21 protein-coding genes and 1 tRNA gene are annotated in these 20,894 nt (G+C 71.8%); 6 read left to right on the plus strand and 16 right to left on the minus strand.

The window, feature by feature from the left end:
- Window positions 1-184: 184 nt before the first annotated feature.
- Complete coding sequence (locus OHS57_RS08165; RefSeq protein WP_041991329.1) at window positions 185-1,237, minus strand: LLM class F420-dependent oxidoreductase; 1,053 nt, start codon at window positions 1,235-1,237, stop codon at window positions 185-187.
- A 132-nt stretch (window positions 1,238-1,369) separates the two neighbouring features.
- On the opposite strand from OHS57_RS08165, the gene OHS57_RS08170 reads away from it, so the two are divergent.
- Complete coding sequence (locus OHS57_RS08170) at window positions 1,370-2,350, plus strand: aldo/keto reductase (protein WP_041991327.1); 981 nt, start codon at window positions 1,370-1,372, stop codon at window positions 2,348-2,350.
- Window positions 2,335-4,494, plus strand: a complete 2,160-nt coding sequence (locus OHS57_RS08175) for a helix-hairpin-helix domain-containing protein (RefSeq protein WP_443043062.1) — start codon at window positions 2,335-2,337, stop codon at window positions 4,492-4,494. Before OHS57_RS08170 ends, OHS57_RS08175 begins: the two co-directional genes overlap by 16 nt.
- Window positions 4,495-4,577: 83 nt before the next feature.
- Here OHS57_RS08175 and OHS57_RS08180 read toward each other — a convergent pair whose 3' ends face one another.
- Complete coding sequence (locus OHS57_RS08180; RefSeq protein ID WP_041991325.1) at window positions 4,578-5,228, minus strand: hypothetical protein; 651 nt, start codon at window positions 5,226-5,228, stop codon at window positions 4,578-4,580.
- A 47-nt stretch (window positions 5,229-5,275) separates the two neighbouring features.
- On the opposite strand from OHS57_RS08180, the gene OHS57_RS08185 reads away from it, so the two are divergent.
- Entirely contained in the window at window positions 5,276-5,464 is a 189-nt protein-coding gene (locus OHS57_RS08185) for a DUF5703 family protein (protein WP_030354641.1), read from the plus strand.
- Window positions 5,465-5,523: 59 nt separating this feature from the next.
- Here the strand turns inward: OHS57_RS08185 and OHS57_RS08190 are convergent, their stop codons facing one another.
- From OHS57_RS08190 to OHS57_RS08200, 3 genes are all read right to left on the minus strand, one after another.
- The gene (locus tag OHS57_RS08190) at window positions 5,524-6,396 is read right to left on the minus strand and encodes a chaplin (protein ID WP_328581509.1); all 873 of its coding nucleotides are present in this window, start codon (window positions 6,394-6,396) and stop codon (window positions 5,524-5,526) included.
- Window positions 6,397-6,534: 138 nt separating this feature from the next.
- Window positions 6,535-6,768: a chaplin ChpH gene (gene chpH / locus OHS57_RS08195; protein WP_041991321.1), complete on the minus strand. Its 234-nt coding sequence runs from the start codon at window positions 6,766-6,768 to the stop codon at window positions 6,535-6,537.
- Window positions 6,769-6,915: 147 nt separating this feature from the next.
- Complete coding sequence (locus OHS57_RS08200) at window positions 6,916-8,241, minus strand: M20/M25/M40 family metallo-hydrolase (protein ID WP_041996787.1); 1,326 nt, start codon at window positions 8,239-8,241, stop codon at window positions 6,916-6,918.
- A 176-nt stretch (window positions 8,242-8,417) separates the two neighbouring features.
- Between OHS57_RS08200 and OHS57_RS08205 the strand changes: the two genes are divergently transcribed.
- Window positions 8,418-8,502, plus strand: a tRNA-Leu gene (locus OHS57_RS08205).
- 87 nt (window positions 8,503-8,589) lie between these two features.
- Here the strand turns inward: OHS57_RS08205 and mftF are convergent.
- The 10 genes from mftF to mftA all read right to left on the minus strand — a co-directional run bounded on the left by mftF (window position 8,590) and on the right by mftA (window position 17,488).
- A complete protein-coding gene (gene mftF / locus OHS57_RS08210) occupies window positions 8,590-9,987 on the minus strand; it encodes a mycofactocin biosynthesis glycosyltransferase MftF (protein WP_328581510.1) in 1,398 nt (465 codons plus the stop codon).
- Window positions 9,984-10,766 (minus strand): mycofactocin biosynthesis peptidyl-dipeptidase MftE, encoded by a 783-nt coding sequence (mftE, locus tag OHS57_RS08215; RefSeq protein ID WP_328581511.1) that lies wholly within the window; start codon window positions 10,764-10,766, stop codon window positions 9,984-9,986. Before mftE ends, mftF begins: the two co-directional genes overlap by 4 nt.
- Before the next feature lie 9 nt (window positions 10,767-10,775).
- Window positions 10,776-12,020, minus strand: coding sequence for a pre-mycofactocin synthase MftD (gene mftD, locus OHS57_RS08220; protein WP_328581512.1), 1,245 nt, complete (start codon window positions 12,018-12,020; stop codon window positions 10,776-10,778).
- Window positions 12,021-12,038: 18 nt separating this feature from the next.
- Window positions 12,039-13,007, minus strand: coding sequence for a vWA domain-containing protein (locus OHS57_RS08225; protein WP_328581513.1), 969 nt, complete (start codon window positions 13,005-13,007; stop codon window positions 12,039-12,041).
- A gap of 6 nt (window positions 13,008-13,013) precedes the next feature.
- Window positions 13,014-13,976: an AAA family ATPase gene (locus tag OHS57_RS08230; protein ID WP_078863713.1), complete on the minus strand. Its 963-nt coding sequence runs from the start codon at window positions 13,974-13,976 to the stop codon at window positions 13,014-13,016.
- Window positions 13,977-13,987: 11 nt separating this feature from the next.
- Entirely contained in the window at window positions 13,988-14,824 is an 837-nt protein-coding gene (locus OHS57_RS08235) for a mycofactocin-coupled SDR family oxidoreductase (protein ID WP_041991314.1), read from the minus strand.
- Between the two features lie 49 nt (window positions 14,825-14,873).
- On the minus strand, window positions 14,874-15,707 hold the full coding sequence (locus tag OHS57_RS08240) for a mycofactocin-coupled SDR family oxidoreductase (protein WP_041991312.1): 834 nt from the start codon (window positions 15,705-15,707) through the stop codon (window positions 14,874-14,876).
- Window positions 15,708-15,805: 98 nt separating this feature from the next.
- The gene (mftC, locus tag OHS57_RS08245; protein WP_041991309.1) at window positions 15,806-17,053 is read right to left on the minus strand and encodes a mycofactocin radical SAM maturase; all 1,248 of its coding nucleotides are present in this window, start codon (window positions 17,051-17,053) and stop codon (window positions 15,806-15,808) included.
- A complete protein-coding gene (mftB, locus tag OHS57_RS08250) occupies window positions 17,050-17,316 on the minus strand; it encodes a mycofactocin biosynthesis chaperone MftB (protein ID WP_041996781.1) in 267 nt (88 codons plus the stop codon). The genes mftC and mftB overlap by 4 nt, the downstream gene beginning before the upstream one ends.
- 19 nt (window positions 17,317-17,335) lie before the next feature.
- The gene (gene mftA / locus OHS57_RS08255) at window positions 17,336-17,488 is read right to left on the minus strand and encodes a mycofactocin precursor MftA (protein WP_063779667.1); all 153 of its coding nucleotides are present in this window, start codon (window positions 17,486-17,488) and stop codon (window positions 17,336-17,338) included.
- A 112-nt stretch (window positions 17,489-17,600) separates the two neighbouring features.
- Here mftA and mftR point away from each other — a divergent pair, with 112 nt between their 5' ends.
- Window positions 17,601-18,221, plus strand: a complete 621-nt coding sequence (gene mftR, locus OHS57_RS08260) for a mycofactocin system transcriptional regulator (protein WP_041991307.1) — start codon at window positions 17,601-17,603, stop codon at window positions 18,219-18,221.
- Window positions 18,218-19,780, plus strand: a complete 1,563-nt coding sequence (gene mftG / locus OHS57_RS08265; RefSeq protein WP_328581514.1) for a mycofactocin dehydrogenase MftG — start codon at window positions 18,218-18,220, stop codon at window positions 19,778-19,780. Before mftR ends, mftG begins: the two co-directional genes overlap by 4 nt.
- Before the next feature lie 12 nt (window positions 19,781-19,792).
- Here the strand turns inward: mftG and OHS57_RS08270 are convergent, their stop codons facing one another.
- Complete coding sequence (locus OHS57_RS08270; RefSeq protein WP_328581515.1) at window positions 19,793-20,608, minus strand: mycofactocin-coupled SDR family oxidoreductase; 816 nt, start codon at window positions 20,606-20,608, stop codon at window positions 19,793-19,795.
- Window positions 20,609-20,894 lie beyond the last annotated feature (286 nt).

A 20,894-nucleotide genomic window follows, 5' to 3' on the forward strand; every position in this document is an offset into this window, starting at 1 on the left:
CAGGTGCGGGGCAGGACTGCTCCATACGAAGGACACGGAAGGTGCGCCGGAGGGCGTAACCGAGCGGCGTCCGGAGGCGTTGTTCCGCATGACGGCCGTGGCGGGGAAGACCCCCGAGCCCCCACCACGGCCGCAGACTTCCGCCGGCCCGACCCGGGCCGGGCGTTCGCCGGCCGGGCCGGGCTCAGGACACGAGCCCGGCCCGCTCCAGTGCGTCGGTGCCGACCCGCAGCGCGGCCAGCCGCTCGTCGAGCGTGAAGCCCGCGGGGGCCAGGGTGAGGGTGGTGACACCGGCCGCCGCGTACGCCTGCATCCGGTCGGCGATCCGCTCGACGGAGCCCAGCAGCGTGGTCGAGTCGATGAGCTGGTGCGGTACGGCGGCGGCGGCGCCGGTCTTGTCGCCCGCCAGGTACTTGTCCTGGATCTCGGCCGCCTCCTTCTCGTACCCCATGCGCCGGGCGAGCTGGTTGTAGAAGTTCTGCTTGCGGCTGCCCATGCCGCCCACGTACAGCGCGGTGTACGGGCGGAAGACGTCCGCCAGTGCCTGGACGTCGTCGCCGACGGCGAGGGGCAGCGTGGGGCACACGTCGAACCCGTCCATCGTGAGCCCGGCCTTGGCGCGGCCGGCCCGCAGATGCGTGATCGCGGTGTCCTCCAGATGCTCGGCCGAGGGGAAGATCAGCAGGGCGCCGTCGGCGATCTCGCCGGTCTGCTCCAGGTTCTTCGGGCCGATCGCCGCGATGTAGAGCGGGATGTGCTCGCGCTGCGGGTGGACCGTGAGCTTGAGCGGCTTGCCCGGCCCGTCCGGCAGCGGCAGTGTCCAGTGCTCGCCCTCGAACGACAGCCGCTCGCGGGACATCGCGCGGCGGACGATCTCGACGTACTCGCGGGTGCGGGCCAGCGGCTTGTCGAACTTGACGCCGTACCAGCCCTCGGAGACCTGCGGGCCCGACACTCCGAGGCCGAGCCGGAACCGGCCGCCGGAGAGCGAGTCGAGGGTGGCGGCTGTCATGGCGGTCATCGCGGGCTGGCGGGCCGGGATTTGCAGGATCGCCGAGCCGACGTCGATGGACTCGGTCTGCGCCGCCACCCAGGTCAGCACGGTGGGAGCGTCGGATCCGTACGCCTCGGCGGCCCAGCAGACGTCGTAGCCGAGCCGGTCGGCCTCCTGCGCGACGGCCAGGTTGTCGCTGTCCATCCCCGCGCCCCAGTAGCCGAGGTTGATGCCGAGCCGCATAACCGCTCCCTTCCCTTACCGACGAGTAACGTCCTTGTGCGGGGACTCTAGCGCGCGCCGCCGCTCGCGTCAGCGGCGCGTTGTCCACAGCCCTCTCTCCCTGTGCGGTCCTGGCCAGTAATCTCAGCCACCATGGAGCAGAGGCATCTCGGCCGTACCGGCCTGCGTGTGTCCAGGATCGGGCTCGGCACCCTGACGTGGGGCAGGGACACCGACGAGCACGACGCGGCCCAGCAGTTGAAGACGTTCTGGGAGGCCGGCGGCACCCTGGTGGACACGGCGGACGTGTACGGCGGCGGGGAGTCGGAGTATCTGCTGGGCCAGCTCGTCGAGCGGCTGGTGCCCCGCAGGGATCTGATCATCGGGACCAAGGCCGGCAGTGTGCCGGACCCCGACCGGCGCTTCGACGGGTCGCGCGGACATCTGCTCGCCGCGCTGGACGCCTCGCTCGCCCGGCTCGGCACCGACTACGTGGACCTGTGGCAGGTCCACGCCTTCGACACCGAGACGCCGCTCGAAGAGACGCTGCACGCGCTGGACATCGCCGTCACCAGCGGCCGGGCGCGCTACGCGGGGGTGTCGAACTTCTGCGGCTGGCAGCTCGCCAAGGCGGCGACCTGGCAGCTCGCGCAGCCCGGCATACGCACGCGCCTCGCCAGCACACAGATGGAGTACTCGCTGTTGCAGCGCGGCGTCGAGCGCGAGGTGCTGCCGGCGGCGCTGGACCTGGGCGTGGGCCTGCTGCCCTCGTCGCCACTCGGCCGCGGGGTGCTCACCGGCAAGTACCGGCACGCCACGCCCGCCGACTCGCGGGGCGCTTCCGACATGGCGCTGTTCGTCGAGCCGTATCTGGACGAGGCGGCGAGCCGGATCGTGGACGCGGTGGTGACCGCGGCCGACGGGCTCGCCACGACCCCGCTGGAGGTCGCGCTGGCCTGGGTCAGGGACCGCCCGGGGGTGGTGGCCCCCATCGTCGGCGCGCGGAACGCGCAGCAGCTCGCGGCCGCGTTGTCAGTGGAGAGCCTTAGTCTTCCTGACGAGATCCGCCAAGCGCTGGACGATGTGTCGGCGCCCGTTCACCGCTATCCCGACCAGGACTGGAGCACGCTGTGAGTACGGACCACGAGACCGTGGACGAGACCCCGGATGCGGCGGCCCCGGACGCCGTGGAGACGGACGCGGTGGGTACGGACGCTGCCGGGACGGACGCTGCGGGTACGGACGCGACGGCCGCAGAGGCGGCGGCGCCCTCCGAGGCCGAGGCCGAGCTGGCCGCCCAGCGGGAGCTGCGGGAGCGCATCGAGCAGCGCAAGGCCGAGAAGGACGGGCCCATCGCCGCGGGGACGAAACTGAACGGGAAGGCGGCCGATCTGCTCGCCGCCGTACGGGCGGTGGAGAGCGGCGAGAAGGTCGACCCGGCCCTGTTGGCACCGCCAGCGCCCGCGCCGGTGGCAGAGCGGGCAGCCGCCGCTCCCGCGCCCGCCGCTGTTCCCGAGCCCGCCGCAGGCCCTGCCGCCGCGCCGGGGGCGGTGGCGGCCGTACGGGCCGTGCTGACCGAGGGCGGCGCGCCCGAGGAGCTGGCGGGGCCCGTCTGCGCCACGCTCGGCGAGCGCGGGGCCGACGTGCTGCGCGAGGACCCCTGGCAGCTGCTGTCCGTGCCCGGTGTCCGCCCCGAGCAGGCCGACGGTTTCGCGCGGGCGCTGCTCGGCCCCGCGTGCGGTCCCGGCGACGAGCGGCGCGCTGCGGCGCTCGTCGGCTGGCTGCTGGAGCAGGCGGCGCTGCGGGGACACACCGCGCTCGACTCGTCGGCGGTGCGCAAGGCGCTGGCCGGCCAGGGTGTGCCGGACCCCGACGAGGCGTTGCAGCACGCCATCGCCGAGGGAGCGGTCCTGGTCTTCCAGGACGGCCTCGACGAGGAGGCCGAGGCCCTGACGGGTGAGGGGGCCGACGAGAGCGCCGACGAGCCGGCGGACGGCGCCTCCGAGACCGCGCCGGTCCCGGTGCTGCTGGGGCTCGACCGGTACGCCCTCGCGGAGGAGAGCCTGGCCGACGGGCTCGCGCGGCTGGTCAAGACCGGCCCCGACGCCTCCTGGGAGGAGGCGGCAGGCGCCGCGGGCTCACCGTCGGCGGGCGAACTGATCCGTGCCGCCGCCGGGCACGGGCTCGTGCTGCACACGGGCGGTGAGGCGGCGCGCGCGGAGCCGGTGGAGCTGGCGGAGGCCGCGCGTGCGCTCGGTCTGCGCGCGGTCGTCGCCGCGCACAGCGAGAACGGCCGCGAGCGGCTGGGCGGCGCGGCCGTCACCGTCGCCGGACTGCTCTCCGGCGCCGAGGGTCCCGGCCGGGACAGCGACGGGCTCTTCGCGCTCGACCTGCTGGTGGTGCTGGACGCGCCGCAGCTGGACGTGGAGACGGCGGCGATGCTCGTGGAGTCGCTCCCCGACGGCGGCCGGCTGGTGCTCAGCGGTGATCCGGGTGTGCTGTGGTCGGCGGGCGCTGGACGGGTGTTCGCCGATCTGCTGGCCGCCCGGGTGTGCCCGCAGATCGCGTCCCGTACGCCCGATCCGGGCCCGGTGGGCGAGCTGGTCTCCGGCATCGGCGTGGGCGAGCTGAACCAGGTCCCGGCGCCCGGCAAGGAGGTTGTGATCGTCCCGGTGCGGGACGCGGGCGAGGCGGTGCACCGGACGGTGCAGCTGGTCGCCGAGTCCGTACCGCGCGCGTTCGGTGTGACGGCCGAGCAGACGCAGGTGATCACGGTGGGCCACGGCGGCGCCGCGGGTACCCGCGCGCTCAACGCGGCGCTCAAGCAGCGTCTCCAGCCGGGCCCCGGCCGGTTCGGCGGCTTCGACCCGGGCGACCGGATCGCGTACGTACCGGCGCCCGGCAGGACGCTGCAAGGATCGGTGGTGTCGGCCGACGCGGACGGCCTGCACCTCGACTGCGCCGGGGTGCCGGTCGTGGTCCCGAAGGAGCGCGTCGAATCGGCGGTCCGGCACGGCTGGGCCCTGACCGCACACCAGGCGGCCGGCATGCGCTGGCCCGCCGCGGTCGTGGTACTCCCGGGCGACGCGGCCCAGGGGCTGAGCCGCCCCTGGGTCTACACGGCCTTCAGCCGCGGCGACCGCCACCTCTCGGTGGTCCACGGCGCCGACCAGGCCCTTGCCCACGCGGTGGCCCAGATCCCGTCCCAGGACCGCACCACCCGCCTGCGCCCGCTGCTGGAAGGACTACTGGCACCGGCACCGACGGCGGCCGGCTAGGGCCTAGGGCGGGGGCCGGGGCTCGCGGGGGGCGGCACACCGCGAGGTGCCGGCCCCGGCGCCGCGCCGCGCGCGCGGCGCCGTCAGACTTCCTGCTCCTCCAGGTCGTCCGTGTCCAGGTCCAGGTCGTCCTCGTCGAAGACCGAGCTGACGTCGAACCGGCACACCACCTGCTGCGGGTCTGCCTGGTCGAAGGGGGCGCTCAGCCACTCCCCCGGTTCCGGGAGTTCGTCCGCAGCCGACACCCACAGCGTGGAGTCGCCCTCCTCAAGGCCGAATTCCTTGTGCCGGGAGGCGATCTCGTCCGGTTCGTACTCGCCGAAGAGCACACCGAGGGCCGCGTGCACACTGCTGCCGACCATGGCGGTCGAGTCGCTCTCGCCTTCGACGTCCGCGATGCGCTGTGCCTGCGCCAGCAGCCGCTGCGGTTCGGTGACCGCGTAGTCCCGTCGGATCAGGACGCTGAGGGCATTCGGCTCCTCGGGTCCCGCGTATGGCGGAAGCGAGTCGTCCGGCTCCGGAATCTCGAATGGAGTGACCTCGTCGTAACGGCTGTACAGCCGCTCGTCGTACACCTCGGCGGCGGCGGCAAGGGCGTTGAACGCCTCGGAGACGGCCTGGTCGTCCTCGCCGGAGCGGTGTTCGACGGCCGCGAGATGACGGTCCAGAGCGATCTTGACCGCCTCGGCGGCGGCGCGTACCTCGGCGGCGGTGGACTGCGCAGCATCAGACATAGTGCAGACGCTATCCGTACCTGGCCTCTGCCCGCACAATAGATGCGATGCCGGAATACGAATTTGTCGACGTGTACGTGCCGCGCGGGGTTTCCCGCAAGGAAGCGGCCCGTCTGCTCACCGACCATGCCGAGTACGGGCACTGGGAACTCGACCGTCTGAGTCTGCACCGGGACGGCAGCCGCAGGGTGCGGTTGCGCCGACGCATCATCCGTCAGGTGCGCGCCACCTGGTGACGACGACGGAACGGGCCCCGCTCACGCGAGGCCCGCCCTGTCTGTCCGTACGCGCCCGACTACGCGGCGGCGCGGGCGCGACGGTAGAGGATGCTGCCCGCGAGCAGCATCCCGACGCCTGCTGAGGCGGCCATTCCGACCGAGCCCGCCCCGGTGTGGGCGAGTTCCTCGGGTCCTGCCAGGGGCTTCGCGACGGTCTGTGCCACGGGGGTGTTGTGGCTCGGGGCCGGCGGGATGTTGCGGTGGGTCACCGGGTGCGGATGCGGTGTGCCCGGGGTAACGGGCCGCTCGGGCGGGGTGACCACCGGCGGTGCGTCGTTCTCGCAGCTGTCGCCGGTCACGGGGTTGCCGAGACCGATGACGTCGATGCCGAGCCCGCACACGTTCACGGGAATGTCGATCGGCAGCTGGAGCCCGTTGCCGGAACCGACGCCGGGAGAGTTCCCCGCGTCACCCCCGGCGTGCGACCCGCCACCGTGCGAACCGCTGTGCGAACCACCGCCGTGTGACCCGCCGGCGTGTGACCCACCGCCGTGCTGCCCGCCGCCGGGTGAACCGCCCTGCGGCGGCTTGTGGTGCGAGCCGCCGTCGCGCTGCGGTCCGCCGTTGTGCGAACCGCCGCCGCCGTAACCGCCGTCGTCCGGACCGCCGTGTCCGCGGGAGCCGCCGCCGTGCCCGGACGAGCCGCCCGAGACGTTGGCGCAGCTGTTGCCGATGGCCGGGTTGAGCAACCCGACGACATTCACGGTGTTCCCGCACACGTTGACCGGGACGTCCACCGGAACCTGGACGTTGTTGCCGGACAGCACGCCCGGCGAATTCGCCGCGGTGCCCGCGGCTCCCGAGTCCGCGTGCGCGTAACCGCCGCCGAGGGCGAGTACGCCGCCTGCGGCCGCCACGGTGATCAGGCCCTTGCGAGTGACCTGTCTCATAGCTTCGATCCCTGCCTTCTACCTGCCGAAAGTGCCCCTGAGCCGAAGTGCCGGGGCAGGATGCCCAGCGGCCCCGGAGTGCATGGCGCGCACTCCGGGGCCGCCCGGGTTCAAACCCTCATGGGTTGATGTACAACGTCACGCGTTGACGCAGGTGTTGCCGAAGGCGGGGTTCAGCAGCCCGATCACAGAGACCGTGTTGCCGCACGCGTTCACCGGGATGTGAATCGGCACCTGGACGACATTGCCCGAAAGCACACCCGGGGAGTTCAGGGCAGCGCCCTGGGCACCCGAGTCGGCGACGGCCATGCCCGCGCCGGCGAGCACCAGACCACCGGTGATAGCCGCAGCAGCGACGACCTTCTTGATCATTCTTCCTCCTTGTAGGCAAAGGCGGTCCAAGCCTCGGACCGCCACACCTGTAACGAGAAGGAAGTAATCAGGCTACGAGCGTATCGTCGCATTCATCCTTTTCAGTCGCGTGCGCACACACTGCCGATTGTCCCCGGTGGACGGTCCTCAGCAGTTGTCGATGAACCGGTCGAGCACCCGCACGCCGAACTGGAGTCCGTCCACCGGCACCCGCTCGTCGATGCCGTGGAACATCCCCGCGAAGTCCAGCTCCGGCGGCAGCTTCAGCGGCGCGAAGCCGAACCCGCGGATGCCGAGGTCGTCGAAGGACTTGGCGTCGGTGCCGCCGGAGAGCATGTACGGCACGGCCTTGGCGATCGGGTCCTCCGCCAGCAGCGCGCCCTGCATGGCGTCCACCAGCGGCCCGTCGAAGCTGGTCTCGCGCGCCTTGTCGGCGTGCACGTCCTCGCGCTTCACGCGCGGGCCGAGGATCCGGTCCAGGTCGGCGAGGAACTCCTCCTCGTAGCCCGGCAGGTAGCGGCCGTCGAGATGCGCGGTCGCCTGTCCCGGAACCACGTTCGCCTTGTAGCCGGCACCCAGCATGGTGGGGGTCGCCGTGTTGTACAGGGTGGTGCCGATCATCTTGGCGATACCGCCGAGCCGCTCCAGCGTGCTGTCCATGTCCTCGGGGTCGACCGGGACACCGAACGCGTCCGACAGCTCGTCCAGGAAGGACCGCACGCTCTTGGTGACCCGTACCGGCCACTTGTGCCGCCCGACCCGCGCCACGGCCTCGCACAGCTCCGTGATCGCGTTGTCCTTGCTGATCATCGACCCGTGTCCGGCGGCGCCCTCGACCGTGAGCCGCATCCAGTGGATGCCCTTCTCGGCGGTCTGGATCAGATACAGCCTGCGGTTCTCGTCCACGGTGTAGGAGAAGCCGCCGACCTCGCTGATGGCTTCGGTGACACCCTCGAAGAGGTCCGGGTGGTTGTCGACCAGATACCGGGCGCCGTAGGTGCCGCCCGCCTCCTCGTCGGCGAGGAAGGCCAGCACGATGTCGCGCGGGGGCTTACGGCCGCTGCGCAGCCGGTCCCGTACGACGGCCAGCGTCATCGCGTCCATGTCCTTCATGTCGACCGCCCCGCGCCCCCAGACGCAGCCGTCGGCGATCTCACCGGAGAACGGGTCGTGCCGCCAGTCCGCCGCGTTGGCCGGTACGACGTCGGTGTGGCCGTGGATGAGCAGGGCCGGCCTGGACGGGTCCTCGCCCTCGATCCGGGCCACGGTCGAGGCCCGGCCCGGATGGGACTCGAAGATCTTCGGTTCGAGGCCCACCTCGGCGAGCTTCTCCGCCACGTATTCGGCGGCCGCCCGTTCACCGGGGCCTGAGTGGTCGCCGTAGTTGCTGGTGTCGATCCGGATCAGATCACGGCAGAGGTCGACGACCTCGTCCTCGCCCGATACGGTCCTGCCCGCGTTCGGCTCGCTCACGCTGCTCACTCCCACGGTGGTCGATGCTGTTCGATACGGCTGCTCCCCACATACTGCCGCGATCAGGCCCCGGACCCCAAGGGAGTCCGGGGGCCGAGCGGTGTGATCGGGCACCGTCGATTGTTTGCTATGGTTTTCCACGTCGGAACGGCCCATGGCCGCCCGGCAGACACCTCGTCCGGGTGGCGGAATGGCAGACGCGCTAGCTTGAGGTGCTAGTGCCCTTTATCGGGCGTGGGGGTTCAAGTCCCCCCTCGGACACAGAGCGGTACAGCAGTACGGATACGGGAAGTGCCCGCCGGGAGACCGGCGGGCACTTCCGCGTTCCGGCGTTCCGCGCCGGGGCCGTCAGCCGCGGACGCGCGGGCGCAGGGCCGCGAGCGAGTGGCCCTTGGCCGCCGAGTACCAGACGCCGGCGCCGTAGGCGAGGTCGTCCAGGCGCCGGGCGACGGCGAAGCGCACGGGGTCGAGGTGCCCGTGGTTCTTGCGGTACTCCAGGGCGATGTCGGTGACGGCCGCCACGGCGACCGCTCTGCGCACCCGGCGGGAGACCAGGCAGCCGGCGGCCGCCGCCGGCCACCAGTGCCGGGTCAGCAGGCTGCCCGCCTGGGAGAGCGCCCCGACGGCGCCGTTCGCGGTGAGTCGGGCGGCCAGTTTCAGCGGGTGGTCGGCGCGGTCCAGCTTGCGGGCGATCCGTACGGTGGTGACGGCGCAGAGGGCGCCCGCCGCCGGGACCGACCAGCGGCGCTGGGCGAGCAGCGCGACGATCAGCGCCGCGCTCCAGGGGGCGAGGACGACCGGGGCGATCGCCTCGGGGTGCCGTACGGCGAGCGGGTGGGCGCCGGTGCCGTAGAACGCCTTGCGGGTGAACCACTCCCCCAGCCGGGCCCGGTGTTCGTGCTCGGCGGTGACCGATGGGTCGTAGCGCACCCGCAGTCCGCGCGCGACGAGCCGCCAGCACAGGTCGACGTCCTCGCCGACCCGCATCCCGTCGTCGAACCCGCCGATCCCCTCGGCCAGCGCGTCGACCCGGGCCAGCACGCAGGTGGTGGAGGCCCAGGAGACGGGTGATCCCGGCCGGACCTGCGCCGGTTCCGCGCCGAGGTCGAGGGACGAGCGGGCCTCTTCGTAGCGGGTGAGCCAGCCGGGGGCCGCTTCGCTGCGCAGCCCGGCGATCCGCGGGACGGCCATGGCGACCTTCGGGTCGGCGAAGTGCCCGAGCAGCGTGGGAATCGTCGTGGCGGGGAGGACGACGTCGGAGTCCACGAAGGCCACGTAGGGGGTGCGGACCAGCCGCAGCCCGGCGTTCCGGGCGGCGGCCGGACCCACGTTGACGTCGAGGGGCACCAGCAGCGCGCCGTGCCGGGCGGCCACGGCGCCGACGGCCGCCGGCTCGTACGACGCGTCGTCCACGACGATCACGGGGTGCGCGGTGCCGAGGCTGGTGAGCAGCCGGTCGAGTTCGCGCGGCCGGTCGCGTACCGGTACGACGACGGTCCAGCGCGGGTCCGGGTGGGGCGGGAGTTCGGCGGTGACGGGGTGGGCCAGGCCCGTCTCCAGCAGCCGGTCGGCGAGCAGCGCGCTCGCCGCGTCCTTGACCACGACACGGCGGCCCGTGACAAGCGGCCTCGCGCGCTCGGTCAGACGCACCAGCCGGGTCGGGAAGCCGCCGAGCAGGGACCTGCCGCCGTCGACGACCCGGGTCCTGCGGTCGAGTTGGACGACGAAGCCGTGCGGGAGCGTCATTCTTCCGGTGTCCCCTCTGTCGTTGGTGTCCCCGCTGCCGTTGGTGTCTCCTCCGTGAGCCGGCCGCGCGCGTCCACCCTGAAGCGGGCGATCCGCCGTACGGCGCTCGCCACCATGGCGTCCAGCAGCGCCGCGCCTTCCTCGGCCGACGCACCCGTCGGGTCGCCGAGCACCCCGTTCGGGGAGACGGCCCGCACGCCGTGGGCGATCAGCTCGGGCATGATCTCGGCGAGCGGCCGGGTGTCGCCCGCGGTCGCGGCCTCGACCCGTACCTCGTCGGGGACGAGATGGAGCATGACGGAGGTCTCCGCACGTCCGGCGTGCGCGTCGGAGCCCGGCGGCGCGCACAGCGTCCACGCCACGTCGTGCCCCTCGGCGCGCAGCCGGCCGACGGCCTGGTCGAGGGTCGGCACATTGCCGCCGTGGCCGTTCACGAACACGATCCGCCCTGCCCACAGGGACAGCGAGCGCACCGTCTCGACGACGACCGCCAGCAGGGCCTCGCGCCCTATGGAGACCGTGCCGGGGAAGCCCGCGTGCTCGCCGCTGGATCCGTACGTGATGGTCGGCGCGACCAGCGGCGGGTGCGGCCGGGCGAGCGACGGGTGGTCCGCCGCCCGCGCCGCGACGGCCCGCGCGATGACGCTGTCCGTGGTGAACGGCAGGTGCGGGCCGTGCTGTTCCGTCGAACCGATCGGTACGAGGACGGTCACGGCGGCCGGGACGCGCGGCCACACCAGCCGCGCCAGCTCCGACGAGCCGGTGTGTTCCTGCGACACGGGCGCCCGCTAGCCGATCGGGTCCTGGTCGCGCGGTGTGGTCGGGCCCGCCTTCGGCTTGTCCGACCCGGCCACGAGACCGCCGCCCAGGGTCCTGGTGAAGCCCGGCGGGATCACCAGGTCGTCGGGGGACAGCTCGTGGACCGAGGAGTGGCCGAGGCCCAGTACGGCGGAGTCGAGGCCGCCGCGCAGGATGTCCAGGACGTTCTCGACCCCGCCCTGTCCGTTGGCGGCGAGCCCCCACAGATAGGCGCGGCCGATCAGTACGGCGTCGGCGCCGAGCGCGAGTGCCTTGGCCACGTCACCGCCGCGCCGGATGCCGCCGTCAAGCAGCACCTCGATCTCGTCGCCGACGGCTTCGGCGATCGAGGGCAGCATGCGGATCGTGCCCGGGGTCGAGTCGAGGTTGTTGCCGCCGTGGTTGGAGACGGAGATCGCCGAGACTCCCGCTTCGACGGCGCGCCGCGCGTCGTCGACCCGTGTGACGCCCTTGAGCAGGAAGGGCCCGCCCCACTCCTCGCGGAGCCACTTCACGTCGTCCCAGGTGGGCGGCGGGGTCTGCATCCACTCGCCGTACGCGCCGAAGAACGTCGGCGCGACACCGCCCGGGGGCCGCAGGTTGGGGGTGGTCAGATCGGGGATGCTGCGGGTCTTCGCGAACTGCAGGAGCCAGCGCGGGTGCGGCAGTACGTCGGGCGCGAACCGCAGCATGGTTTTGAGGTCGACCTTGTCGGGGATGGCCGGGCTGCCCCAGTCGCGGCCGTTGGAGAAGGACCAGTCGAGGGTGGAGATGAGGGCCTTGGCCCCGGCCGCCCTGGCGCGCTCCATGCGCTGCGTCATCGCCTCGCGCGTACCCGTCCAGTACATCTGGAAGAAGGTGTTGGGGTTGGCCGCCGCGACCTCCTCGACCGGTTTGCTCGCGAACGAGCTGAGGCCCATGATGATGCCCCGGTTGGCGGCGGCGCGGGCGACCGCGACCTCGCCGTCCGGATGCACCGCCTGGACGCCCGTCGGTGAGATGAGAACGGGGAACGCCGTCTCGACGCCGAGCACGGTGGTCGACAGATCCCGCTCGGCGTGGTGCCCGACGACCCGGGGGGCGAAGCCGAGTTCGGCGAAGGCCCCGATGTTGTCGTCGATGGTCAGGCCGCGCTCGGAACCGGCGACCAGCGCCCCGTAGACCGAGCTGGGCAGTTGCTTCTTGGCCCGGCGCTGCGCCTCGGCAACGGTCTCGAACCAGGGATTCCTAGGCATAGATCTTTCCTATCCGGGTCAGGCGCGAAAGATGTCGCCGAGCGCGGCCCCGACATCGTGGTGGGTGCGGACGGCGTGGAAGGTGCCGCGGCCCAGCCGGGCCATCTCCGTGCCGAGTTCGACGTCCTTCTCGCCGCTCGTGTCGAGCAGCACGTCGAGCCTCGGCAGCCGGGCGGCGGCGGGCCGTGGGTCGGGGCCCGCGTTGTGCACGCAGTCGGACAGCAGCAGGACCCGCGCGTCGGGTTCGGGCACTCCGGCGAGCTGCCGGGCGGCGAGCTGGAGCGGGAAGCCCACGTTGGTGAGTCCCCTGGCGGGCAGCCGCAGCATCGCGTCGAGGAGTTCGGCGGGCCGGACCGGCTCGCCGAGGCCGAGGAGGATCGCCGCGTCGGACCAGAACGCGATGACGGCGAGGGCGTCCTGCGCCAGTTCGGCGGCGAGCGCGCCGACGGTCGCCGCCGCCGTGCGGACCCGCTCGCCCTTCATCGAGCCGGACAGGTCGACGGCGAGGACCACGGACCTGCGGGCGTGGACCCGCTCGAAGACGTAGATGTCCTCGTCCTCGGGCACCGGGTGCTCGGCCAGGCTCTCCAGGGTGCGGTCGAGGTCGATCTCGTCGCTCCTGTCCCGGTAGGGCAGGCTGGCGAGCCGGCCGGTGGCGCGCCGTGCGGTGCTGGCCCGCTTCGGCTTGGGCAGCGAGAGCCGGGCCGCGATGGCCCTGGCCCGTGCCCGCACCTCGGGGTCGACCGCCTCCTCGTCGGTGGCGGTGAGCAGGTGTCCTTCCTCGTCGGTGAAGCCCGCTCCCGGGCCTGCGGGCCGCTCGCGCGCCGTGCCGCCGCGCGGCTGGGCGCGCAGCACGGCCCCGCCGGTGCCCAGCACGGTCTCGAACACCATCGGATCCTCGTCCAGCTTCTTCGGGGTACGGCGCAGCGGCCTGCTCGTGGCTGTGGCGCGAGCCGTCTCACGGCGCAGCGGCGAGTCGGCGGCCACAGCTCTTCAGCCAGGTTCGGCGCGTGCCGGGTCCAGCACGAAGCGGTTCTCCCAGATCTCGCGCAGGACGCGTTCCGGGGTCGTCCCGGCCGCCTCGTCGATGCGGATACGGCCGGACAGGGCGACGGTCATGGCGTCGTAGAACGTCTCGGGGTAGCGCTCGTCGGCCGGTCCCGCGAGCTGTCGCAGCAGGGTGAGTTCATGGTCGACGAGGGCGCAGTCGATCGCTCCGCGCACACTGCTGCCCTGCCGTACGTCCTGGTGGACGCGGGTGGCCCGGGTGACGGCGACGGCGTCGGCGATGATCCGCTCGGCGAGTGCGCCGGTCAGTTCGGTGCGCAGCGCGAGGATGCCTTCCTCGGCCCGGGTGTCCTGGTAGTCCACGACGATCCGGTTGAGCCGGTCGCTGACGCTCATGGAGAGCCGGGTCGTGCCGACGTTGTCGTACGGGTTCATCGAGGCGACGACCCGGAACGACGGCTGGGCGGTGATCCGGCCGACGCGCGGCACCTGGATGGTGCGGTCCGCCATCGCGGTGAGCAGCGCGTTGAGGGTGTCCTCGGGGGCGCGGTTGAACTCCTCCAGGTAGAGGAAGCCGCCGGTGCTCATGGCCTCGACCAGCGGTCCGGCGACGAAGTTGTCGGCGCTGTAGTCCTCCCGCAGCACCCGCGAGGGGTTGTGATGGCCGATCAGTTTGGCCGGGGTCAGATCGGCGTTGCCTTCCACGAACACCAGGGGGATGCCCCATTCGTCGGTGATCGCCCTGAGCATGGTGGTCTTGCTGGTGCCCGGGGGGCCTTCCAGCACGAGATCACGCCCGGCGGCGACCGCCGCGAGCGCGAGTTCCAGCTCGCGCTCACGGCCGACAAGGCGCGAGGCGATCCGCTCCCGGGTCGCCAGCACACCGGCCGTCGCGGTCGACGTCTCCCGGGCTGTCCGCTGCGTGGTAATCGTCCTCGTCCTTGTCATGGTGGCGTCGCTTACTTGGTGAGCTGTCCGGCGTCCACCGGCAGCGTGACGCCGGTGACGTAACGCGACTCGTCGGAGGCCAGCCAGAGCACGGCGTTGGAGATGTCGACCGGCTCGACCCACGGGATCGGCAGCGCGTTCATCGCGGCGAAGCGCGGTGCGAGGACGTCCCTGTTCCGCTCCTCGGGGGTGAGGTCGGGCGAGAACAGCTCGTAGGCGGCCGAGTTCTGGATCATGTCGGTGTTGACCGACGTGGGGTGCACGCTGTTGACCCGGATGCTGTCCGGCGCCAGCTCCAGCGCGAGAGTGCGCATGAGCCCCACGACACCGTGCTTGGCCGCCACGTAGTGGCCGATGTTCTCCATGCCCATCAACCCGGCCGTCGAGCTGGTCAGGATGATCGAGCCGCCGTTGCCGCCCGCCTTGAGATGCGGGATCGCCGCCTTGGCGGTGCGCCACACACCGGTCAGATTGACGTCGATCATGTCGGCGAACTGGGTCTCGCTGAGTTCGTCCATCGTGCCGAAGCTGAAGATGCCGGCGTTGGCCGAGACGATGTCGAGCCGGCCGAGCTGGGCGACGCCGTCGTCGACCGCCCGCTTCACCGCTTCGAAGTCGCGTACGTCGGCCTGGGTGGCGACGATCCTGCGGTCCAGGGCTTCCACCTGGCGTACGGTCTCGGCGAGGTCGTCCGGTGTCGCCATGGCGTACGGGACGGAATCTATCTGGGATGCGATGTCTATCGCGATGATGTCCGCGCCCTCCTGGGCGAGGCGCAACGCGTGGCTGCGGCCCTGGCCGCGTGCCGCGCCGGTGACGAACGCTACTTTGCCTTCTACACGCCCCATTGCGTGTCTCCTTGTCTTGAAGTCTTCGGTGGTGCTGGGTGCGGGTCTGTCACTTGAGGAAGCAGCCGGCGTCGACCGGCAGCGGAACGCCGGTGATGTAGCGCGCCTCGTCCGAGGCGAGGAACAGCAGGGCGTTGGAGATGTCGACCGACTCGACCCACGGGATCGGCAGGGCGTTGACGGCCTGTGAGGCCACGGCGAAGTCGTCCCTGGTCGGGTGGTCGAGGTCCGGGCTGAACATCCGGTACGTCGACTCGTTCTGGATCATGTCCGTGTCCACCTGCGTGGGGTGGAGGCTGTTGACCCGGATGCTGTCCGGCGCGAGCTCCAGCGCGAGGGTGCGCATGAGTCCGACCACGCCGTGCTTGGCGGAGACGTAGTGCGCGACGTTCTGATAGCCGATCAGGCCCGCCTCGGAGCTGGTGAGGATGATCGAGCCGCCGCTGCCGCCGGCCTTGAGATGCGGGATCGCCGCGGCGCAGGTCTTCCACACGCCGGTCAGATTGATGTCGATCATGGTGGCCCAGCTGTCCTCGGCCAGGTCCTCGGCCGGGGCCGGGGTGTTGAGGATGCCGGCGTTCGCCGAGACGATGTCGAGCTTCCCCAGCTCGGCGACCCCCTGGCCGACGGCCTCCTTGAGCTGTGCGAGGTCCCGTACGTCGGCCTTCCGCGCCACGATCCTGCGGTCCAGGGCTTCCACCTGGCGCACGGTCTCGGCGAGATCGTCCTCGGTGGCCCCTGAATAGACCACGCCGGGTATGTCCTCGCAGATGTCGACCGCGATGATGTCGGCGCCCTCTTGCGCCAGCCTGACCGCGTGGCTGCGGCCCTGTCCTCGTGCTGCCCCCGTGATGAATGCGACCTTGCCTTCTACACGCCCCATTACGTGCACCTTTCTCATCATATTTCGCCATCGCGCAGAGACGCGTTCCCGTCGAACGCGCCTGTGCGGGCTGTGTTGTTGTACTGCTCCGGGGCCGGCTACTCCGGCCGGAACCCGGCGAGCGGGCTCTCGGCGCAGTCGCTGACCGGAGGCCCGTCCAGCTCCGCGCGGCGGGTGAGGGTCAGGGCCACCGGACCCGGGCGCGCGGCCCGGGTGGTGCGGTGGGAGTGATCCGCCGAGGATTTCGGGACGGGAGTCTGTGAAGTGCGGCCGGCGAGCAGCTGCTCGCCGTACCCCTGGACGCACTCGGGGTCGGGGCCGTCCAGCGGAAGGCCCGTGAAGAACTTCGCCGCCATGCACCCGCCCTTGCAGGTGTCGAAGAACTGGCAGGAGGCGCAGGCTCCCCCGGACTGCGGTTGGCGCAGCCGCTGGAACAGCTCGGACTGCCGCCAGACGCCGGTGAAGCCGCCGGGGGTACGGATGTTGCCGGCGAGGAATTCGTCGTGGATCGCGAACGGGCAGGCGTAGACGTCGCCGATCGGGTCGATCAGGCAGACGACACGTCCGGCGCCGCACAGGTTGAGCCCGGGCAGCGCCTCCCCGAAGGCGGAGAGGTGGAAGAACGAGTCACCGGTCAGCACGCTGTCGCCGTGCGCCACGAGCCAGTCGTACAGCTCGCGTTGCTGGTCGCGGGTGGGGTGCAGCTCGTCCCACACGTCGGCGCCGCGCCCCGAGGGGCGCAGCCGGGTCAGCCTGAGCTGGGCCCCGTAGCGGTCGGCGATCTCCTTGAACTCGTCCATCTGCGGGATGTTGTGCCGGGTGCAGACGACGGACAGTTTGAAGTTCTCCATCCCTGCGGCGGAGAGATTGGCCATGGCCTGCAGGGCCATGTCGTACGAACCGGGGCCGCGTACGGCGTCGTTGACCTCGGCGGTCGCGCCGTCGAGGGAGATCTGCACGTCGACGTAGGAGTTCCGGGCGAGCCGCTCGGCCACCTCCGGGGTGATCTTCACGCCGTTCGTGGAGAATTTCACGCCCACGTGATGGGCTGTGGCATAGTCCACGAGCTCCCAGAAATCGGCGCGTACCGTCGGTTCGCCGCCGCCGATGTTGACGTAGAAGACCTGCATGCGTTCGAGCTCGTCGATCACCGCCTTCGCCTCAGCCGTGCTCAGTTCGCGCGGGTCGCGCCGTCCCGAGCTGGACAGGCAGTGGGTGCAGGAGAGGTTGCAGGCGTACGTGAGCTCCCAGGTGAGACAGATCGGCGCGTCGAGCCCGTACTCGAACAGGTCGACGAGCGGCTTGCTGCCCGCACTGCGGGTGGGAGTGTCCTGGAGCGCGGTCATGAGATCCTTTCCACCACCATCGACGACTGGGCGAGCGTCGCGAGAGCCCGGCTGTAGCGCGGCACTTCGGGCTCGGCGACACCGGCGGCCGTGCACGCGGCCCGCGCGGTGGGAGCGTCCGCGAGTGACTGGACGACGGTCAGCAGGCGGCGGTCCTTGAGGAACGAGAGTTTGCGCGTCCCGAAGTGGTACAGCAGCGCACCGAAGGGTTCGGGCCGTACCGAGACCTGTGGATGCAGGTCCCAGGGACGATCGATGTCCATGCCGGTCACGGCGCGGCGGCTAGTAGACGCCGCACATGCCGTCGATCGAGATCTCCTCGACGAGGTCGTCGGCCTCGATGACGGAATCGGGACGCGGTGCGGTGTCGGCTGTCGCGGCGGCGTCGGAAGCGCTGGACTGCTCGCCGGAAGGGACAATCTGGAGGTCGTTCATACGATGCTCCTCTGCGGCTTGATGACGCGGTACCGGCTGGCCGCCGGTCCCTGTCTGCCTGATAATCGCCACTGTAATGGCACCCGGTGTCAAATGGAAGAAAGGGAAAGATGTGACTTCCTCAGCCGGCGTCCCACGGCCTGCGGCGCGCGCCGGCAGACAGCCATCGACGTCGGTGGGCGAGCTGAGCCATGTCGCGCTCCAGCTCTTCGTGGAACGCGGCTTCGCCGAGACGACGGTGGACGACATAGCCAACGCGTCCGGCATCGGGCGGCGCACCTTCTTCCGCTACTTCCGGTCGAAGAACGACGTCCCGTGGGGCGACTTCGACGACCTCGTGGAGCAGATGCGCGAGTATCTGCGCGCCACCCCGCAGGAGACCCCCCTGCTGGACGCGCTGCGCTCCGCCATCGTCGAGTTCAACCAGTTCCCCGCCGAGGAGATCGAGTACCACAAACGCCGGATGGACCTCCTGCTGAACGTGCCGTCGCTGGTCGCGCACTCGACGCTGCGCTACGCGTCCTGGCGGCAGGTGGTCGCCGAGTACGCCGCCCGCAGACTCGGTGTGTCCGAGGACGATCTGCGGCCGCAGGTGATCGCCTGGACGTTCCTGGCCGCCTCGCTGTCCGCGTACGAGCAGTGGCTCAGACGGGACGGCAGTGATCTGCGGGAGCTGCTGTGGTCGGCGTTCGACGTGCTGAGCGAGACCTTCGCCGAGGACCCGCCCAGGTGATCCGGCACGACGTGGTGGTCGTCGGCGCGGGGGCGAGCGGAGCGCCGCTCGCCGCGCGGCTCAGCGAGGACGGCGACCGCCGGGTGCTGCTGGTGGAGGCCGGACCCGTACCGCTGCGCGCGGCCGGCTTCGGGCCCGGACTGCTGGACGGGCGGCTGGTCCCGGGCGCCTGGCCGGGCCACCCCGCCGGTACGGAGTATCCGGCGCACCTCACGCCGGAGCGCCCGTACACCGTCGTCAGGGGCCGGTTCCTCGGCGGCTCGACCACGATCAACGGCGGGTACTTCGTCCGCGCCAGGCGCGCCGACTTCGACCGGTGGTCGGCGGCCGGCAACGACGCCTGGTCCTTCGACCGGGTCCTGCCGTTCCTGCGCGGCCTGGAGACCGACCTGGACCACGGCTCGTCGGCGGTGCACGGCGGTTCGGGTCCCGTCAGGGTCCGGCGCACCTCGCTCGGCCACCCCGCGGCGGCCGGGTTCGGCGCCGCCGCCGCCGAGCTGGGCTTTCCCGCCGAGCCCGACAAGAACGACCAGGGCGCGCCCGGCTTCGGTCCCGTGCCGACGAACACGGACGCGGGTGTGCGGGTGAACACCGGTCTCAGCTATCTGCTCGACGCGTTTGCCCGGCCCAACCTCGACGTCAGCGGCGACAGCACCGTCCTGCGGGTCCTGGTCGAGGGCGGCGGGACGGCGGGCGCCCGCGCCGTCGGGGTCGAGCTGGAGCGCGCCGGCCGACGGGAGACCGTACGGGCCGGTGAGGTCGTGCTCTGCGCCGGGGCCTTCGCCTCGCCGCAGTTGCTGCTGCTCTCGGGCATCGGCCCGCGCGCCGACCTCGAACGGCTCGGGGTGCCGGTCGTACGGCACGCCCCGGGCGTGGGCGCGGGCTTCGGCGACCATCCGCAGGTCGTCGTCGAGTGGGCTCCCTCGTCCGAGCTGCCGGCGCCCGAAGGCAACTGGCTGGGCGGGAGCCTCCACCTGTCGTCGTCGGACGGCGGGCACTCCGGCGATCTGGAGATCCTGCAGTCGCTGGTGCCGATGGCGGGCCTGGTCGGCGGGACGACGGCGGTCCCGGGCGCACCCCTGCCGTTCCTCGTCTCCGTCCAGGCACCGGAGTCCGTGGGGAAGCTGCGGCTGGTGTCCGCCGACCCCGGGGTGCCGCCGCGGATCGACTACGGCTATCTGTCCACGGCCGACAGCAGGCGCAGGATGCGCGAGGCGGTACGGGTCACGGCTGCGGTGATCGCGTCGCGCGCGTTCGGCGCCGTCGCCGCGGGGCGGGCCGGACCGGATCCGCGGGTCCTGGCCGACGACGGCGGGCTCGACCGGTGGATCGCCGGCCGGCTCGGCACGTCGGTGCACGCCTGCGCGAGCGCGCCGATGGGGCCGCCGGACGATCCGGGCGCGGTCGTCGACCAGTACGGCAGGGTGTACGGGGTCAGCGGACTGCGCGTCGCGGACACATCGATCCTGCCGACGGCCCCGCTGCGCGGCCCCGCGGCGACGGCGGTGCTGGTGGGCGAGGTCGTGGCCGCCGCGATGCGCCGTCCGGACAGCCCTTAGGTCCAGTAGGCCCTAGTAGTACTGGGCGCCGCCGTCGATGCTGATGTGCTCGGCCGTGATGTAGCCCGCGTCGTCGGAGGCGAGGAACGCCACCGTCGCAGCGATCTCCTCCGGCTCCGCCGACCACTGCGGCAGGAACGGGGTGCCCATCGCGGCGAGCGGCGGGTTCGTCTGCGACGCCGCGTCGAGTTCCTCGACCATCCGGCCCGAGCCCATCAGGGTGTTGACCGCTCCGGGGTGGACGCTGTTGACCCGGATCCGGTGCGGGCCGAGTTCCGCGGCGAAGGCACGGGTCATGCCCGTCACGGCGTGTTTGCTGGCCGTGTAGTGGACCATGAACGGCTGCATCTTCTTGCCCGCGTAGGAGCTGGTCAGGATGATCGAGCCGCCGCCTGCCGCGATCAGGTGCGGGGCTCCGACCATGACGGTGTTCCAGACGCCGACGACATTGATGTCCATCGTGTCCTGGAACACCGCGGGCGTCGTCCGGTCCCAGGCCGCCGGGATACAGATGCCGGCGTTGGCCACCACGACGTCCAGCCGGCCGAGTTCGGCGACGGCACTGTCGACGGCGGCGCGCATCGCTTCGAGGTCCCGTACGTCGCAGCGCTCGGCGACGATCCGCCGGTCCTGCGCCTCGACCAGCCGTACGGTCTCTTCGAGGTCGGCCGGAGTCGGCGAATCGTACGGCACGTGCGGCAGCGGCCCCGCCAGGTCGACCGCGACGATGTCGGCCCCCTCGCTCGCCAGCCGCACCGCGTGCGCCCGGCCCTGCCCGCGTGCGGCGCCGGTGATGAATGCGACCTTCCCGGTCAGTCGTCCAGCCATGGTTACTCGTCCCTTCACCCAGCGACCGAATCCCTGGCCGCAGCCTACGCGCGGCCCGGACCAGGGGCAGGATGGATAGATGTACAAAGCATTGATATAAAGCTCGTATGACTGAGCACCCTCTGCACCGCCCCCGCCTCCCCGGCGCCGGCACGCGCGGGCTCGTCATCCGGACGCTCTTCCCCGTACGGTCCCGCCCGGACCGTACGAGCGCACCTCGGCAACTGCCACGACCAGTGGGCCCCACCGCACGGGCCCCGCGCCATGACAGCCGTCCGATCTGTTC

Origin of the sequence: Streptomyces sp. NBC_00370 (assembly GCF_036084755.1) — a bacterium.
GTDB lineage: Bacteria > Actinomycetota > Actinomycetes > Streptomycetales > Streptomycetaceae > Streptomyces.

Bases quoted from the DNA above. Each gene is read 5' to 3' on its own strand.
- OHS57_RS08165 (WP_041991329.1), bottom strand. From the start codon at position 1,237: ATGCGGCTCGGCATCAACCTCGGCTACTGGGGCGCGGGGATGGACAGC.
- OHS57_RS08170 (WP_041991327.1), top strand. From the start codon at position 1,370: ATGGAGCAGAGGCATCTCGGCCGTACCGGCCTGCGTGTGTCCAGGATC.
- OHS57_RS08180 (WP_041991325.1), bottom strand. From the start codon at position 5,228: ATGTCTGATGCTGCGCAGTCCACCGCCGCCGAGGTACGCGCCGCCGCC.
- OHS57_RS08185 (WP_030354641.1), top strand. From the start codon at position 5,276: ATGCCGGAATACGAATTTGTCGACGTGTACGTGCCGCGCGGGGTTTCC.
- OHS57_RS08190 (WP_328581509.1), bottom strand. From the start codon at position 6,396: ATGAGACAGGTCACTCGCAAGGGCCTGATCACCGTGGCGGCCGCAGGC.
- chpH (WP_041991321.1), bottom strand. From the start codon at position 6,768: ATGATCAAGAAGGTCGTCGCTGCTGCGGCTATCACCGGTGGTCTGGTG.
- mftF (WP_328581510.1), bottom strand. From the start codon at position 9,987: ATGACGCTCCCGCACGGCTTCGTCGTCCAACTCGACCGCAGGACCCGG.
- mftD (WP_328581512.1), bottom strand. From the start codon at position 12,020: ATGCCTAGGAATCCCTGGTTCGAGACCGTTGCCGAGGCGCAGCGCCGG.
- OHS57_RS08230 (WP_078863713.1), bottom strand. From the start codon at position 13,976: ATGACAAGGACGAGGACGATTACCACGCAGCGGACAGCCCGGGAGACG.
- OHS57_RS08235 (WP_041991314.1), bottom strand. From the start codon at position 14,824: ATGGGGCGTGTAGAAGGCAAAGTAGCGTTCGTCACCGGCGCGGCACGC.
- OHS57_RS08240 (WP_041991312.1), bottom strand. From the start codon at position 15,707: ATGGGGCGTGTAGAAGGCAAGGTCGCATTCATCACGGGGGCAGCACGA.
- mftC (WP_041991309.1), bottom strand. From the start codon at position 17,053: ATGACCGCGCTCCAGGACACTCCCACCCGCAGTGCGGGCAGCAAGCCG.
- mftB (WP_041996781.1), bottom strand. From the start codon at position 17,316: ATGGACATCGATCGTCCCTGGGACCTGCATCCACAGGTCTCGGTACGG.
- mftA (WP_063779667.1), bottom strand. From the start codon at position 17,488: ATGAACGACCTCCAGATTGTCCCTTCCGGCGAGCAGTCCAGCGCTTCC.
- OHS57_RS08270 (WP_328581515.1), bottom strand. From the start codon at position 20,608: ATGGCTGGACGACTGACCGGGAAGGTCGCATTCATCACCGGCGCCGCA.